Below are 15,917 nucleotides of genomic sequence, written 5' to 3' on the forward strand. Positions count from 1 at the left end.
CGGCTGACGTTATGTTCCACTCAGACCAAGGCTGTCAGTATGGCAGCCGTAAGTTCCGACAGAGGCTGTGGTGTTACCGAATGGCGCAGAGCATGAGCCGGCGTGGCAACTGCTGGGATAATGCACCAATGGAAAGACTATTTAGAAGCCTGAAGACAGAGTGGGTGCCAGTAACTGGCTATTTAACGATGAACCAGGCAAGAAAAGACATCAGCTATTACCTGATGGATTACTACAACCGGCAACGGCCACATCAGGCAAATGATGGCCTGTCGCCAGTAACTGCCGAAAATCGGCTTAAAGCAGTGTCCGGAATTTGTTGACCACTACACTTCCGTTTAAAATGCCATCAGTGTGTTACCCAGCCCCCTATCGAGAATGACTCTCAATCACCGTGTCGGCTGCTCAAGGGCCGCAAAAAAAGTTCCGCTACCCCTATTGAGGTAGCTCACGATTTTTAACATTCCTCTCCCCATTTCCCCCCGATTTTGGCGGTAAAACTTTGGCGCCAATCACAGTATCGGCGCTGCTGTTCATATTTTTTCACAACTTCAGGCGGCCTGTTCATATCCCCACCCAACTTATTCATATCAACTTTTTATTCTGTCCACTCCTGAATAACTAAGGTCTTGTCCCATTTTGGGTTTGACCACCAATACGCTGACATGAGAGTGAACCAGATGAAAAATCGTCTGCTAGTCGCATTGCTGATCTCCGGCACCTCCCTGGGCACGAGTGCTGTGCCCTGGAGCACCCAGAGCCAACAGCAGATCATGGATACCCTGGTCAACAAGTTTGAACAGGGTAACTACTCCAAAAAAGGCGCCGACAGTTGCCTGATGTGCCACAAGAAAAATGACACCGTGATGGCACTGTTTGATGGTGTACACGGCTCTTTGCAAGGCAACAGCCCCATGGCCGGCCTGCAGTGCGAAGCCTGTCATGGCCCTCAGGGCAAACACAATCGCGGTGGTAAAGAGCCAATGTTGGATTTTGGCCCCCAAGCCCTGGCCACCACCGAAGCTCAAAACAGCGTTTGCCTCAGCTGTCACCAGGACAGCCCGCGCATGAGTTGGCACGCCAGCAGTCATAACCTGGAACAGGTGGCCTGTGCCAGCTGTCACCAGGTTCATACCGGTCACGACCCAATCCTCGACAAACAACAACAAAATGGCGTCTGCACCGACTGCCACAGTCAGCAGAAAGCCGAGATGCATCAGCGCTCCAGCCACCCAATGAAATGGGATCAGATGCAATGCAGTGACTGTCATAACCCCCACGGCAGTCAGAGTGACGCCGACCTGACTCAGGTCACGCTGAACGATACCTGTTACCAATGCCACGCCGAGAAGCGAGGACCGAAATTGTGGGAACACGCTCCGGTGATGGACAACTGCGCCAACTGTCACAGCCCTCATGGCAGCGTCAACGACAACCTACTCAAGGCGCGGGCACCACTGCTGTGTCAGCAGTGCCACAGTGGCAATGTTCACGCCTCACGCCCTTATGCTCCCGGCGGCGACAACGCCTTCAATGCGGGTGGCAGCTGCCTGAATTGTCATAGCCAGATCCACGGCTCGAATCACCCCCAAGGCAAGGCGCTGCAGCGCTAAGAGGAAAGGACGATGAAATACAACCTGATTACTCTGGCGATCATCGCCGCCAGCACACCGGCTCTGGCGGTGGACTTTGGCCTCGCCAACGCCAATACCGACCGAGTTAACACCAGCCAATGGCAGTGTAAGCGCTGCGTTTCACCGACGAAAAATCACGGCCAACTGAATCTGAGTGCCGGCTACGCCGACATCGATGACGCCCACGCACAAAATGCGCTGGGCAGTGATGACAGTGGCACCGTAGCCGCCGTCGGCGGCCGCGCCAGGCTGGCCAGTGATAATGGCTGGCGCCTCAGCGCCACCGCCCATGATCTTGGGTTGGAGCATGGCGACTTCGATGCCCGGTTAAGCAAAGACGACCGCTATCAATTGACCGTCAACTATCGTCAACTGGCGCAGGTCGACAGCGATCAGGCGATGAGTCAGTATCACTATGGTAACGATCAGTTGACCCCGGCAGCACAGCCATTTCCTACCACCCTGGGGATCAAACGGGAACAGATTGGCGTCGGCGTCTCCGCCAGCCAACCGCTGGCAGGATTGCCCATCAGCACCTATGTGAACTACCGAACCGAAGACAAAACCGGTCATCAGCGCAGTTCAGTGGTCACGCCAAGCCCGGTTAACCTGGCCAAGCGGGTCGACAGCACTACCGACACCTTTGCCGCCGGAGCACAGCTTGAAGGCGGTCACTGGCTGGCAGCACTGGATTATCAAGGCTCGGTGTACCGCAACCACCTCAATGAGATCTATCACCAGACCTTTGGCAGCCTGATGGCCATGGATCCGGACAATGAATCCCATCAGCTGACGCTGTCGGGCAATGCACGGTCGTCCTTGGGCCAGTTTGACGGTCGAATCAGCAGTGGCCGCCTGATTCAGGATGACGCCTTGGTCAACGCCGCTCAGAGCCCTATCCAAAGTTGGGACGGACAAATCGATACTCTGGATGCCAGTGGGCGCTACACCACCGTCGTTGGTGATGCCCTGAAACTGCAAGCCAGCGCCAAATACAGCGACCGCGATAACCAGAGTTCGGTGTTTGAGTTCGCCCAGTACGACTTCAACACCGTGACCGGGATTGTGTCGGAGAATGTGCTGCTGGATCGCACCTCAAGCGACGCTAAACTGGCGGCGCAATATCGTGTCGCAAAAGGCTACCGATTCGACGCCGAGTACCGATATGACCGGGATGAGCGTTCTCACTCAGACCGGGAAACTACCGAGGAACACGGCATTCGCGCCGGCATCAAGGTCACCGCGCTGGAACACTGGCGCATCGAGTTTGAGAGCGGACTCAGCCAGCGCGACGGTAGCCGCTACCAGGCAAACTCCGTGACCTCAACGGAACAAAACGAGTTGATGCGCAAGTATTACCTGGCCGACCGGGATCGATTGGAAACCACCCTGAGCCTGCGCCACCAACCCAGCAGTGCCCTGTCGATGGATCTGTCACTGCACTACGCCAACGACGATTACACCGACACCGAGATTGGCCTGACCGATGCTAAGAATTACGGTTACCAACTCAATGCCAGCTATCTGCTGAAACGTCACCTTTCCGTCTACGGCTTTGCCGGTCAGCAGTGGATCGACGCCAACCAATCCGGTTCACAGGCCGGCGGCCTGGCCGACTGGAGCGCACGCATCGAAGACCGTTTCATCACCCTTGGCAGCGGTTTTGAGTGGTCCGGTCTGATGCAGGACGCCCTGACTCTGGGAGGCGACTACCTGTTTGCCAACAGCGACAGCAATGCCCGTAACAGCGGCGCCGCCAGCACCGGCTTCGACGATTACTACAGCTACAGCCACTCGGTGGGCCTGTTTGCTCAGTATCGCCTGACGCCTCACAGCCACCTGAAGCTGGACTACCGCTACGAACGTTATTACGACACCGACTACACCGACGTGGCCGTCGATGCCGTGAATGGCCTGACCACCCTGGGTGATCTAAGCCATAACTACAACGCCCATCAGCTGATGCTGACCTATTCCATTTCTTTGTGAGCGACACAAGCCGGGCAGCCACCCTGCCCGGCCACCAATAAAAGAGGGTTTAACCTATGGAACGCCGCGAATTTCTAAAAATGAGCGCCGCTATGAGTGCCGCAGCCGCCGTGACCGGTTGCAGCTCCGAGTCTGCACAAACCACCCCGCCGGTAACGGTCCCGGTTGAGGAGAAGCTCAACTGGAGTGCCTGCCTGGTCAACTGCGGTTCGAACTGCCCGGTCAAAGTCTACAGCCGCGATGGGATCATTACTCGCATTGAAACCGATTACGCCGTCGAAGATGACTACGGCAACCACCAGGTCCGTGCCTGTCTGCGTGGACGCTCGCTGCGTAAACGCGTCTACGCACCGGATCGCCTTAAGTACCCCATGAAGCGGGTCGGCCCACGTGGCAGCGGCCAGTTTGAACGGATCAGCTGGGACGAGGCTCTGAATACCGTCGCCAGTGAACTGGGTCGGTTACGTGGTCAATATGGCCCGGAATGCACCCACTTTACCTACCATTCCGGTGCCTATTACAGCTTTGCCGGTTTTAACTGTCTGGCTCGACTGATGAACATCACCGGTGGTGCTCTGGGCGCCTACGGCGATTACTCCTGGGCGCAGTTGTACCAGGCGGCCAACTACACCTATGGTGACGCCAACCACGGCTGGCTGGGCTCCTCCAACGCCGAGATGCGTAAATCCGACCTGGTGCTGCTCATTGGCCATAACCCGGCCGAGATGCGCATGAGTGGCTCCGGTGAGTCGTACGATTACCTCAACATCATCCAGGACAAGCAGAAACAGCGCGCTCAGGATGGCACCCAGTTCAAAACCATCATCATCGATCCACGTTACACCGACTCCGCCCTGGGTAAAGAAGACCAGTGGATTCCGGTACGCCCTGGCACCGATGCCGCCCTGATGGAAGCATTGGCGTTTGAATTGATCACCAACAACTGGATCGATCAAAGCTTCCTTAATAGCCATTGTTTGGGATTTGACGAGCACACCCTGCCAGCCGGCCAGGACTACGACGCCACCTACAAGAGCTACATCCTGGACAACACCCAGCCCGGCTCGTTGACCGCAGGCAGCAACGCCAAAACCCCAGAGTGGGCCTCGGCCATCTGTGGCGTGCCCGCCGACGACATTCGCCAGCTGGCCAAAGATCTGGCCGATGCCACCACGCCGTTTGTCCACATTGCCGCGTCACTGAACCGCCAGGCCGCCGGCGAAAACAACATTCGCGCCTGTTACATGCTGCCTATCCTGCTGGGCCAGGTCGGTCTGCCGGGTACCAACAACGGCGCCATGTGTTCCGGTGCGTCACTGCCGATCGCCACCATGCCGACCCGCGGCGACCTCAACACCGTTGATAAGTCCATCTCCTTCTTCACCTTCACTCAGGCCATTGAAGACGGTGAGAACATGACCGTTCTGCGAGACGGCGTTAAGCTGCCAGCCGATCAGCTGGACGCCAACGGCGACGGCAAGCTGGGCGTTAACATCAAGGCAATCGTCAACTACGCCGGCAACGCCTTGATCAACCAGCACGCCGATACCAAGAAAACCGAAGCGCTGCTCAAAGACGAGTCCAAGTGTGAGTTCATCGTAGTGATCGACAACTGGATGACGCCGTCTGCCGAGTTCGCCGATATCCTGCTGCCGGACATCAACTGGCTGGAAACCAAGGATGACCTGATCAACCAGAGCTACGCTGCCGGTGATACCGCCACCCTGGTTCAGATGAGCTCTTCACTGGAACCGATGTTTGAGTGCCGTGACGCCTATGACATCGCGTTGGGCATCGCCGAGATCTGGGGCGTTGCCGGTCAATTTACCGAAGGCAAGACCAAGCAGCAGTGGCGCGATGAACTGTACGCCGTGGCCAAAAACGCCACCCCGGAACTGCCTTCTAAGGAAGAGATGAAAACCCAGGGCATCTTCCGTAAGTACCTGCCCAACGGCAGCTACGTGGTGCTGGAAGATTTCCGCAAAGACCCGGTGGCCAACCCGCTGAAAACCCCGTCTGGCAAGATTGAGATCTACTCGGATCGCCTCGCTACACTGGGCTCGAAGTGGGAACTAAAAGAAGGCGACGTCATCTCTGCCCTGCCTAAATACGTGCCAACCTGGGACGGTTACGAGTCGCTGGACACTCCGGAAGAACGCGAGAAAGCCGCTAAATACCCGCTGCAGATGCACGGTTACCACACTAAGGGCCGGGCTCACTCCAGCTACCACAACGTACCCTGGTTGCGTGAAGCGGTGGAAGACGCCGTTTGGATGAACCCCATCGACGCCCAGGAGAGAGGCTTAAGCAGTGGCGACACGGTTCAGGTATTTAACGACCGCGGCACCATTGAGTTACCGGTTAAGGTGACCCCTCGCATCATGCCCGGCGTTACCGCATTGGGCCAGGGTGCCTGGTTTAAGGGCGCCGGTAAAAACATCGACAAAGGGGGCTGTCTGAACACCCTGACATCCCAGCGGCCGACCCCGATTTCCAAGGGCAATGGCCAGCACACCATCCGTGTTCAGATCAACAAGGCGTAACAGGAGTTAATCATGTCTGACAACAAACAATACGGCTTCTACGTCGATACCAGCAAATGCACCGGCTGCAAAACCTGTCAAATCAGCTGTAAGGATCGCTCGGATCTGCCGGTCGGAGTCAACTTCCGCCGCGTCTACGAGTTTGGCGGCGGCCAGTGGACCAGAAAAGAGGACGGTACTGCCACTCAGAACGTGTTCGCGTACTACGCGTCCATCAGCTGCAATCACTGCTCTGAGCCGGTCTGTACCAAGGCTTGCCCCACCGGCGCCATGCATAAGCGCCGCAGTGACGGCCTGGTCATGGTCGACCCGCAGGTGTGCATCGGCTGCGAGAGCTGTGCCCGCGCCTGTCCTTACGACGCGCCTCAAATTGATACCGCCAAAGGGGTGATGACCAAGTGTGACGGTTGCGTGGAGCGCATCGAGCTGGGTCGCAAACCGGTGTGTGTCGAATCCTGTCCGATGCGCGCCTTGGACTTTGGCACCATGGACGAGTTGCGCGCCCGTTATCCGGATGCCGTACAGCCGGACATCGCGCCGTTGCCTGGCAGTGGCATTACCCACCCTAACCTGTTGATCAAAGCCAACCGCCATGCCCGCCCCAGCGGCAGCCTGGACGGACAAGTGCTCAACTGGGCCGAGGTGTAAATCTCGCCAACCCTCACAGGGGAGCCTGGCTCCCCTGTTCCGGTAACCCCCATCTGGAGAGTGACTGTGATGCTCAATTCCGACCAACTGGCGTACTACCAGGCTCAGGCAAACGTGTTGTACCACGCGTTGTATTTCGAACCCAGTGAGTTTTTGCTGGATCAGTTCCGTGACAATCAGGTCTCGGACACCTGGCCAACCACAGGTGAAGCCCGCAGCCGCGGCGATGCGCTGGCCCTACTGAAACCGGCTTTATCGCAGGACAATGCCACCCTGGTCCCGGCCCTGAAGCGCGATTACACCCGCCTGTTCATCGGCCCGGGCGAGCTGGCCGCCATTCCGTGGGGCTCGCCCTACCTGCACGAAAAGCGACTGCTGTGTGGCCCCTCTACCGAAGCGCTGGCCGCCTTTTTACAGCATCATGGCATTCTGGTTTCCACCCAAAGCAGGGAGCCGGTGGATCACATCGGACTGATGTTATCGGTGGTGGCCGGGTTACTGGGAGACGAGATAAAGCAACAGAACGGCATTGCCCTCAAGGTGCTGTCGGACTTTTTGGAGCAACATTTGCTGCCTTGGGGATTGCGCTTTTGCACCCTGATGTTTGAACAAGCCAGCAGTGACTACTATCAAGCCATCGCGTTGCTGACTGGCAGCCTGCTGGAAGGGTTACGTCAAGATCTGACGCTCACCCCATTGACCCTGCAACTGTTTCAATAATCCTCCCCCTTTTTGGCGGCGGAACGGCGACTTCATCATCATCGCCGCTCCGCCCGCCTTCCAATGCCTCGGTTAGCCTTGCTGCTGCAACCACCCCTTTAAGGCGCCCAGACCGCTCTCAACCTGTTGACGCAATAGCGGCAACAATTGCTGTCGTTGGTTCGCGGCCTGCTCGTGGCGGCCACACCAGCGAGACAGCGCCATCAGACCAAGTGAACCGGCGCCCCCTTTGAGGCGGTGCAACCCGGCGCTCCAGTCGCCATCCTGCCCAAGTTGCTGCAACAGTGCCTGAGTGTCTTCCTCAAACCGCACAATCATGGTGCTGATCACTTCCCTGCCCAGTACGCCCAGATCCTGCTGCAACTGGTGACTGTCAAGAATGCCGTTTGAGTCGGCCGTCTCCGCCACCGGTTGGTGCGTCGACACTACCACATCGGCGCCATAACCAGCCAGAGTCTGGCTCAGAGCGGCGAGGCGTAACGGTTTGGCCAGGAAAGCATCAAACCCCGCCCCCAAGAAGCGATCCACTTGTTCACTGAATACATGGGCCGACATGGCGATGCAGGGTAACGCCTTGCCAAACTGGCGCTGATGAAGATCCCGCAAATGTTGCTGAAGTTCACTGCCATCCGTATCTGGCAGGTTGATGTCCACCAGGGCGACGTCAAAGGGCCCCTGTTGGCACAACTGCATCGCCTGCTTGCCGTCGTCGGCCATTCGATACACCAGCTTCAGCTTCTGCAGGTAGCCAGCAATGACCAACTGGTTGGTGGGGTTGTCTTCCACCACCAGCAGGGTCAACGGCGCCACAGGCACCGCTACCTGAGGGGCCGTCACCGGCGCACCACACCGTTGCAGGGTCAACTCAAAGATAAAGGTGCTGCCCTGTCCCGGTTCACTGACGACACTCAAGCGGCCGCGCATCAATTCGGCAATGCGCTTACTGATCGACAACCCCAACCCGGTTCCGCCCGGTGTGTGTTGATGGCTGGCCTGTCGGAACGGTTGAAAGATGATCCCCTGACGATCGGCCTCAATGCCAATGCCGGTGTCAGCCACCGATAACCGCAATCGGTCGTTGCCCTGATCTCGTCCCAATGTCTCCACGGTGACGGTGACCCGGCCCCGTTCGGTGAACTTAATCGCATTACTGATGAGATTAACCAGAATTTGCCGAAATTTACTTCGGTCGCACAGATAGCCTTCGGCCAATGAGCAGTCCAGTTGCAACTGCAACTCGATGCCCTTCTCTTCCGCGTTCATCGACAGGGTGGCAGCGACCTCCCGCACCAGTTCATCCAGAGCCATGGGCTTGATGCACAACTCCAGATGACCGGCTTCAATTTTGGAATAGTCCAATACATCGTTGATCACCTCCAGCAGAGACTCGCCAGAGCGTCGAATGACGTCCAGTTGCCGCTGTTGCTCGGCGGTAAGATTATTTTGATCCAGCAGTTCGGCGGTGCCGAGGATGCCATTCATCGGGGTTCGAATTTCATGACTGATGGTGGCCAGGAATGTGGTTTTCGCCCGGCTGGCTTCCTCCGCCTGGCGACGAGCCTTAGCAACCACCTTAAGCTGTTCACTGAGTTTCTGGTTCACCAGTGACAACTCCACGGTACGCTCGGACACCGTCTGCTCCAGCACTCGATGCTGCTGCCGCAGCTCCTCTTCCGCTTTGCCTTTGGCCCTGGCGGTGTCTTTAAAGGTCTCGATGGCACCGGCCAGCCGACTCAGCTCATCCTGCCCCTGGCGACTCACCTGGATATCCAACTCACCCTGGCTCAGACGCAACAGTGCGTCGGTGTAATAGTTGATGCGGTAGACCACATCTTTGAGCACCACTTTCCACACCACCAGCAGCCCGATAAACAGCGCCATCAATCCGATCACCACCAGCATGATCCGTGACAATCGATAGGCGTCGTCGGCCTGGGATGAGGCGGTGTTGATGGCCAGGTTGGCGCGATTGAGCAGTTGATCCATGCGGGTATTGAGCTGACTGAACTCATTCTCAATGTCGGCATTGAGCAATACCATACGATCTTCAAACAACAACTGCTGACGTCGCATGCTGTACAGTTCCCGTCCGCTGGCCACCTGATCCAGCAAGGTGGTCATCTCCTGGCGACGCTCAGGATCCTGTACTTCCCCCACCATCAACGGCAGATAACTCAGCAACTCATTAAAGCGCCGCTCAATGCCATCCAACGCCATGGGATCGACGCTCTGTGGCAGCAACACCAGTTGTTGACGCAGCCGAACCAGATCGTACTTCAGCTCGTTCATTCGACGCAGTTGCAGCAGATCGACTTCCACCAGGTCATCCACCTCACGCGCCAGGTTGCCACCGGGCCGATATAACGCCAAACTGCGTGCGACGATGGCCGTTTGGGCATTGGCCAACTGCGAATCCACCAGGTTCGCCACATCCAGAGCCAGCTGATTCACCCGGGCAAATTCCCGTTGAAAGCGCCGGTTCAATTCGATGCGCTCCCCCACGACCTCCACCAACTGGTTGAGTATGCGCCGCACCTCATCGCCTCCCAGGAAGGCATTGCCATTGCCCGGCTCCCCTTTGAGGGCCTCCAGCTGGGTTAACTGACCGGCCAACGCCGTCAAATCACGATCCAGGGCCTGGCTTACTCGCTCCAGCTCTTTAACGGATTGCACCTGGGACAGAAACTGCCCGGACAGGACGATGCGCCCCCCCTGCTCAGCAATGCTGCGGGACAGATTCAAGACTGGCACCGCCCGTTGGGCAAGGCCATCATGGCGGTCTTTCAATTGCGACAGGCTCATCCAACCCACGAAGGCTGAAAACGCCGACAGCGATGCCACAAACAGAAACGCCACCAGCAGTTTGCTGGCCAGTGAGCTCTTTGGCAAAAATCGATGAGAGATCAAAGCTAACCACGGATATCTGATACACTCATTACAGTGTACTCGAATTTAGGTTACAGCCGGTGCAATCCCCTGTCCGAGCCTTGGCGTTGATCCCGTTTTTATTAATTTCCAGCGCGCTGGTGCAGGCCGAGCCGCTAAAAGTCTGTGCGCTATACCCCCACCTCAAAGACTCCTATTGGCTGAGCGTCAACCAGGGAATGGCGGAACAGGCAACACGGAAAGGGATCACACTGAAGGTGATGGAAGCTGGCGGTTACCGCAACCAGGGAGTGCAGGTGAGCCAGTATCGAAAGTGTCAACAATGGGGCGCCGACGTGATACTGCTGGGCAGTGTCAGTTACCGCCTCGACCCGGCGATTCGATCACAACTTCAGCAAACCCCGACCCTGGCGGTAGTCAATGCCGTCGAGCCCGACAGTGTCATCGCCACCATTGGTGTGTCCTGGTATGAAATGGGTCAAAACCTGGCTCGCTACATCAATGACCACCTTGCCTCGGACACTCCAGTCACCACCCTGCTGATGCCAGGTCCAGAAGGCCGTGGTGGTAACCAATTTCTGAAACAGGGGCTGCTGGATCATCTGCAACCGAACAAACTGGCGATCGTCGCGACCCTCTATGGCGGTAACAGTGTGGCGGTTCAACGGCAACTGCTGACCGATTACCTGGCCGACCACCCGGCGCCTCAGTTGATCATCGGCGGTGCGGTGTCGGCGGAGGTGGCCATCAATGAACTGCGAAGTGCCGGTCTTAGCGACACCACTCAGATCATCAGTTCCTATCTGACCCACGCGGTCTATCGCGGCCTGATTCGGCACAAGGTGTTGATGGCGAACAGCGATCAGATGCGACTGCAAGGCAGGATGGCAATCGATGCCGCGGTGGGCATTGCCGATAATCAGTCGCTGCCGCCCCTGTCTGGCCCGAAGATTTTGAGCCTAACCCGGGACAACGGTCAGGAACGGATAGACGATAGCCTGTCCGACCCCCAGTTCAGGGCCGTTTACGAGGTGACTGCAGAACCAAACAGATAGCCCTCTCCGTGCACCGTCACAAATAGGGTCGGGTAGCCATCCGGTTTCTCCATTTTTGCCCGAAGTCGCCGTACCAACACGTCCACAGTTCGGTCGTTGGGAGCATCCACCCGGTGGGAGATCAGAGCCAGCAGCCGCTCCCTGGCCAATACCTGTTGAGGGTGTTGAACAAAAGCCGCCAACAGCTCAAACTCAGCCCGGGTCAGCTTAACCTGATGCTCACCCCGCCATAACTGGCGACTGGCTGGCTGAAACGACCAGCCGGCAAAGGACAGGGCGCCGGCCGGGGACACGTTGGCAACCGGCTCGCTGCGCTTCGCCGCCAAAGCGATGCGCCAAAACAGGTTTTTGACCCTTACCAACAGCTCTCGCATCTCTACCGGTTTGGTGACGTAATCATCGGCCCCCATCTCCAGACCAACAATTTTGTCCACCGAGTCACAGCGTCCGGTCACCAGAATGATACCGATGTCGGAATCACTACGAAGTTGCCGGGTCAGCATCATGCCGTCTTCATCGGGCAGATTGACGTCCAACAGGATGAGATCAAACGGTCTTTGCTGCATCTGATGTCGCATTTCGGCCGCCGTCGAGGCCACCTCCACCTCATAGCCCGCTTGCTGAAAATAGCCGCTATGGCGAAGTTGGGTTACCGGGTCGTCTTCCACTACCAGGATACGCTGGCCATTATGACCCATACTCGAGACCGCTTCTGTTGATGAACACCCCTCGATCTTGCTTAAAGCCACGGGCCCTTGCAAGTGACCCAGGCCGTAAAACACAGAATTGGCCTTTTTCGTTACCGACACAAAAAAGCCGGCGCAAGCGCCGGCTAACGAGTCTAACAATGATGATTATTATTCAATCCACATTGGATCGTTATCTACCTTATCGGTACTGATGTGAATCAGCGCCTTATACCGGTCCGGGGAGCCGTCCCAGGAGAAACCGGTGGGAGTCAGGCTGTAGGAGCCTTCTTTCACTTCAACCACGGTGACATTGCAGTTATCGGCATCACAACTGAACTTGTGCGCTTCGTGTGCAGGCAACCCCATGGTGTCCGCCATGTGAGTCCAGTCCTTCTCCGGCATCAGGCCAACGTAGGCCATGGTAAAGGTATCCAGACCGGTAATGGCAACGCCTTCATCGGTCGCCAGGGTGAAGGTCATCTCACCGGTATCCCCTTCAAAGGACGGGGTACCGATGTTAATGCTTTCGGCTTCACCGATGGCGATGGTTTCGGTTACCGGCGGATCCACAGGATCAACAGGATCTACCGGGGTATTGTCGTTATCGTCGCTTCCACACCCTACCAGGGTGAGGTTTGCAAACAGCAATGCGATTACTGTCTTTTTCATAGGGATTCTCCTATCGCTATCGCCATCAATTACTTAGTGCCGTGACAGGTATCACATTCCATTCCGGCCATAACGGAGGTTGGCATGGTGGCACCCTTGGTGTGGCAGCTCAGACACTCGCTGGTTTCCTCAGTAAAGCCAGGTACAGTACCCAAATCTTCACCGTCAAACTCCATGTTAAGCAGCTCAACCACGCGATACGCGATGGTGGCGGACAACAACTGACAGCGCATTCCCTTCTTAGAGATTGGCAGGTTTGCCGCTTCAGACCAACGGGTCAGAGAAGCGTGGCACAGCAGGCTGCGGGCTTCGGTTTTTGCTTTAACATTGGTATCAAAATCGGCTTTAGTGACACCCAGTGCGGTCAGGAAAGCGTCATCGTCACGAGGCAGCGCCTCCTGCTCATAGTAAGAGGAGATTTTGCTCAGAGACGCGGGGGCGTTACCGTTGATGCTCAGGATGCCGTACAACATACCGGTGGCGTTGTTGTTGCCACAGATGGTGCCTTGGCCTTTCACACCGCCGCCGCCGTATACGGACAGCGCAGTCGGAATGGCAGCAAATTTGTCGGCATCGGCGCTGCTGGAGTTGGCCAGCGCTTCAACTACGGCGTGGAATACCTGATACATACAGCCGTTGCTGCGTACGTCATCACGGTACGCAATTTTAGCCACTTCCATAGGATCCAGCTTGGCGTAGGCCAGTTTGTCACCCGGCATAATTACCGGAGCATCGGCGGCTTGAGCAGTAAAGGAAGGTACCAGGGTCGCGCCAGCGGCACAGGTGGTGATACCAATAATGTTTTTCAGTGCGTTTCTACGGTCCATACTCATCATCATTACCTCTTAGTAGGTTTAAATCGTGTGTAGCCCTCTCAGTGGCTTCGATATCAATGTTAGGTACCGCACCGCGCTGATAATGTGATCGAGATCTCGGTAATTTTTGGCATTTAGATAATGCTAATATTACAAATGCTAAATAAGAAATTAATGGTCAAACGGAGTGATGGGCGCTTCCCAACCACTATGACAGCCATTAATGCTGCATATTCCCCATTAATAGCGATTACCTCTGCGGTAATAATGGGAATCTGTGGGAGCGAGCTCACATTGGCAGGGAATTGGCCTTTGTTGACGCCGATAACAGTTCCGGCAACAAGCGAACTTTCTGAGGCAGAAGTTGGCACGGATCACTGTCCTTGCTACATTAAGTTTTTACAATGTCTTTGCCATTACAAGAGTAAAAGAAACCCTTTATGTTATTGGGACAATTCAAGTTTTTACCTGAATGCGGCTGTTTGCAGCATCAGGAGACCGGTGAGACAAAAACCCTGACCCGCAGTGAGCTGCTGGTACTGACGCAGTTGATAGAGCATCAAGGTGTCACCCTAAGCAAATATCGCTTGAGTTGTGGCGAAGAAGAAGCGCCGGTGATCAGCGAGTCGGCGGTGGTAAAGGCGATCTTTACTCTGAGGCACACCCTGGGAGAACCCGCCGCAAACTGCATCCACACGGTGCCGAAGGAGGGCTACCAATTCGTCGCCAACTTGAACGACACCCCCCTGAACGTACCAAGCCAGAGTAAGTTATCCCCGAAAGTAGTCCGCACCATGCAGATCCTCAGCGTACTGGCGGTGGTGCTGGTGTCGGTACCCTTGATGCTGCAGTCGTTCAACCACAGCTATCAGGCCCCTCCCCTGTCCACCAAAGTGATTGAGGTCCGAAATGAGTTTGATCAGCAGATGGAGGTTGAAATTGTCACCAGCGCCCAATCCAACGTCAAAGCGATGCAGGTGTATGCCGATTATCTGACCCAGCATTTGAGCCACTGCATCTATTCTCCTTGGAAGAAAGTTAAACTGGCACTGTCACACGACCAGCAGATGCTGAACGTGACCCTGTTCGGGGATGGCGAGCACAGCGACATCCGCAACATGAAGATCAGTGATTTTCGAGCAGATCCGGAGTTCATCAATCCCCAATGGCTGAAGCAGGTATCCATTTGTGAATAAATTCTACTTTCGGATGATCAATCTGTTTGTGCTGTTACTGCTGGTGGCGGTGCTCGTCAGCAATCGCTACAGCGATACCATGGATGCGGACCTGACCCTGAGCTGTCGTAACGAACTCTATGACCGTAACGGGCCTCAAGACGCCAAGCATTATCTGATTGCCGACTTTGTTCTCAAGCAGGATCAAGCCAGCATCAGTTACCGCTATTTTGGCCACGACGGCAAAGCCCACTCCCGCATCTCCATGACCGGACAAATCGTGGATGGCTCCCTGAAGCAGAACATCTTTGAGATGGCCATCGATAAGGTGAACGCCGAGTACTATCAGGCCGACGCCGCACCGGTGCCCCACATGCAATACCTGAACTCCTTTGCCAAGAGCAACCTGGCCAACGTCGGCTCCCATAACCTGACCTTGCGTCTGTTGGAGCGAAACGATGAGGCGGGCTATGCGGCGGTGTTTTTCCAACCCTCTAACGCGGTCTGCGGTTGCCGATTGGTAGACTGAGTCATCGGACAGGCAAAAAAAAGTGGCCATCGCGGGCCACTCAATCTTGGTTGCTATGACCAGCCCTGGGAGGGCATCATCATCAGGAACAACAACAAGATTGCGAATGAGAACAGATAGAAACGAAAAAAGTGTATGGCTTTCATACCGGGCCTCCTTGCTAAACCTTGCCCGCCGATCCCGACCGGTGAATCGACGCCCCGCTTGCGACAGGGACTGGTAAGTGTAGACCCGAACTGGCCATTGGCCAGTTCTCTCGCCAACAAAATGTTCCCTTTTCACTTCAGAGTCTCCCGCCACCGTCCAGCTGACGTTGACAGTTTACGACGTCACTATAGGTCGACGTTAGCGTCCAGATTGCCCGTCTGATTCAGCCGAACTATGACCCCGAAACAGATTTAACTGAAAGACGCTGGGTACCCGCGTTCGCGGGCACGACGGAGGAGTTTTGGGGATTGCTTATACGAAAACGGCAACCCCGATAAGGTTGCCGTTTCTCGTAAAATGTGGAGGCGCGTTCTCGGAGTCGAGCGGTGCCATGATTGGGGTCCACGGATGGTTTCCT

Annotated in this window: 13 protein-coding genes; 9 read left to right on the plus strand and 4 right to left on the minus strand. The window is 56.2% G+C overall.

Features of this window, described 5'->3' with window-relative positions:
- The 6 genes from H598_RS26215 to H598_RS0121335 all read left to right on the plus strand — a co-directional run.
- Nucleotides 1-323, plus strand: a 323-nt coding sequence (locus H598_RS26215; protein ID WP_156897140.1) for an integrase core domain-containing protein, incomplete at its 5' end; no start/stop codon positions are given.
- A 357-nt stretch (nucleotides 324-680) separates the two neighbouring features.
- Nucleotides 681-1,613, plus strand: coding sequence for a DmsE family decaheme c-type cytochrome (locus tag H598_RS0121315; protein WP_035416421.1), 933 nt, complete (start codon nucleotides 681-683; stop codon nucleotides 1,611-1,613).
- Between the two features lie 12 nt (nucleotides 1,614-1,625).
- Nucleotides 1,626-3,623 carry an MtrB/PioB family decaheme-associated outer membrane protein gene (locus H598_RS0121320; RefSeq protein WP_028114817.1) on the plus strand — a complete coding sequence of 666 codons (1,998 nt, stop codon included), beginning with the start codon at nucleotides 1,626-1,628 and terminating at the stop codon, nucleotides 3,621-3,623.
- A 56-nt stretch (nucleotides 3,624-3,679) separates the two neighbouring features.
- Nucleotides 3,680-6,166: a DMSO/selenate family reductase complex A subunit gene (locus H598_RS0121325; protein WP_028114818.1), complete on the plus strand. Its 2,487-nt coding sequence runs from the start codon at nucleotides 3,680-3,682 to the stop codon at nucleotides 6,164-6,166.
- A gap of 12 nt (nucleotides 6,167-6,178) precedes the next feature.
- Nucleotides 6,179-6,814: a DMSO/selenate family reductase complex B subunit gene (locus H598_RS0121330; protein ID WP_028114819.1), complete on the plus strand. Its 636-nt coding sequence runs from the start codon at nucleotides 6,179-6,181 to the stop codon at nucleotides 6,812-6,814.
- Nucleotides 6,815-6,883: 69 nt separating this feature from the next.
- Entirely contained in the window at nucleotides 6,884-7,534 is a 651-nt protein-coding gene (locus tag H598_RS0121335) for a TorD/DmsD family molecular chaperone (RefSeq protein ID WP_035416423.1), read from the plus strand.
- A 72-nt stretch (nucleotides 7,535-7,606) separates the two neighbouring features.
- Here H598_RS0121335 and torS read toward each other — a convergent pair whose 3' ends face one another.
- Complete coding sequence (torS, locus tag H598_RS0121340) at nucleotides 7,607-10,423, minus strand: TMAO reductase system sensor histidine kinase/response regulator TorS (protein WP_169629331.1); 2,817 nt, start codon at nucleotides 10,421-10,423, stop codon at nucleotides 7,607-7,609.
- A gap of 77 nt (nucleotides 10,424-10,500) precedes the next feature.
- Here torS and torT point away from each other — a divergent pair, with 77 nt between their 5' ends.
- Nucleotides 10,501-11,475 carry a TMAO reductase system periplasmic protein TorT gene (gene torT / locus H598_RS25205; protein WP_084144581.1) on the plus strand — a complete coding sequence of 325 codons (975 nt, stop codon included), beginning with the start codon at nucleotides 10,501-10,503 and terminating at the stop codon, nucleotides 11,473-11,475.
- On the opposite strand, the gene torR is transcribed toward torT, so the two are convergent.
- The 3 genes from torR to H598_RS0121360 all read right to left on the minus strand — a co-directional run bounded on the left by torR (nucleotide 11,445) and on the right by H598_RS0121360 (nucleotide 13,660).
- The gene (gene torR, locus H598_RS0121350; RefSeq protein WP_028114822.1) at nucleotides 11,445-12,173 is read right to left on the minus strand and encodes a two-component system response regulator TorR; all 729 of its coding nucleotides are present in this window, start codon (nucleotides 12,171-12,173) and stop codon (nucleotides 11,445-11,447) included. The two genes, torT and torR, sit on opposite strands and share 31 nt — an antisense overlap.
- 159 nt (nucleotides 12,174-12,332) lie before the next feature.
- A complete protein-coding gene (locus H598_RS25815) occupies nucleotides 12,333-12,833 on the minus strand; it encodes a hypothetical protein (protein WP_051252933.1) in 501 nt (166 codons plus the stop codon).
- Between the two features lie 29 nt (nucleotides 12,834-12,862).
- Nucleotides 12,863-13,660 (minus strand): cytochrome c family protein, encoded by a 798-nt coding sequence (locus H598_RS0121360; protein WP_245595635.1) that lies wholly within the window; start codon nucleotides 13,658-13,660, stop codon nucleotides 12,863-12,865.
- Between the two features lie 428 nt (nucleotides 13,661-14,088).
- Between H598_RS0121360 and H598_RS0121365 the strand changes: the two genes are divergently transcribed.
- Nucleotides 14,089-14,844, plus strand: coding sequence for a winged helix-turn-helix domain-containing protein (locus tag H598_RS0121365; protein WP_028114824.1), 756 nt, complete (start codon nucleotides 14,089-14,091; stop codon nucleotides 14,842-14,844).
- On the plus strand, nucleotides 14,837-15,352 hold the full coding sequence (locus tag H598_RS0121370) for a hypothetical protein (RefSeq protein WP_028114825.1): 516 nt from the start codon (nucleotides 14,837-14,839) through the stop codon (nucleotides 15,350-15,352). Before H598_RS0121365 ends, H598_RS0121370 begins: the two co-directional genes overlap by 8 nt.
- Nucleotides 15,353-15,917 lie beyond the last annotated feature (565 nt).

The sequence above is a fragment of the Ferrimonas kyonanensis DSM 18153 genome, from assembly GCF_000425405.1.
GTDB lineage: Bacteria > Pseudomonadota > Gammaproteobacteria > Enterobacterales > Shewanellaceae > Ferrimonas > Ferrimonas kyonanensis.

Excerpts from the sequence above, each read along its gene's own strand:
- H598_RS0121315 (WP_035416421.1), top strand. The coding sequence starts at position 681 with ATGAAAAATCGTCTGCTAGTCGCATTGCTGATCTCCGGCACCTCCCTG.
- H598_RS0121320 (WP_028114817.1), top strand. The coding sequence starts at position 1,626 with ATGAAATACAACCTGATTACTCTGGCGATCATCGCCGCCAGCACACCG.
- H598_RS0121325 (WP_028114818.1), top strand. The coding sequence starts at position 3,680 with ATGGAACGCCGCGAATTTCTAAAAATGAGCGCCGCTATGAGTGCCGCA.
- H598_RS0121330 (WP_028114819.1), top strand. The coding sequence starts at position 6,179 with ATGTCTGACAACAAACAATACGGCTTCTACGTCGATACCAGCAAATGC.
- H598_RS0121335 (WP_035416423.1), top strand. The coding sequence starts at position 6,884 with ATGCTCAATTCCGACCAACTGGCGTACTACCAGGCTCAGGCAAACGTG.
- torR (WP_028114822.1), bottom strand. The coding sequence starts at position 12,173 with ATGGGTCATAATGGCCAGCGTATCCTGGTAGTGGAAGACGACCCGGTA.
- H598_RS25815 (WP_051252933.1), bottom strand. The coding sequence starts at position 12,833 with ATGAAAAAGACAGTAATCGCATTGCTGTTTGCAAACCTCACCCTGGTA.
- H598_RS0121360 (WP_245595635.1), bottom strand. The coding sequence starts at position 13,660 with ATGGACCGTAGAAACGCACTGAAAAACATTATTGGTATCACCACCTGT.
- H598_RS0121365 (WP_028114824.1), top strand. The coding sequence starts at position 14,089 with ATGTTATTGGGACAATTCAAGTTTTTACCTGAATGCGGCTGTTTGCAG.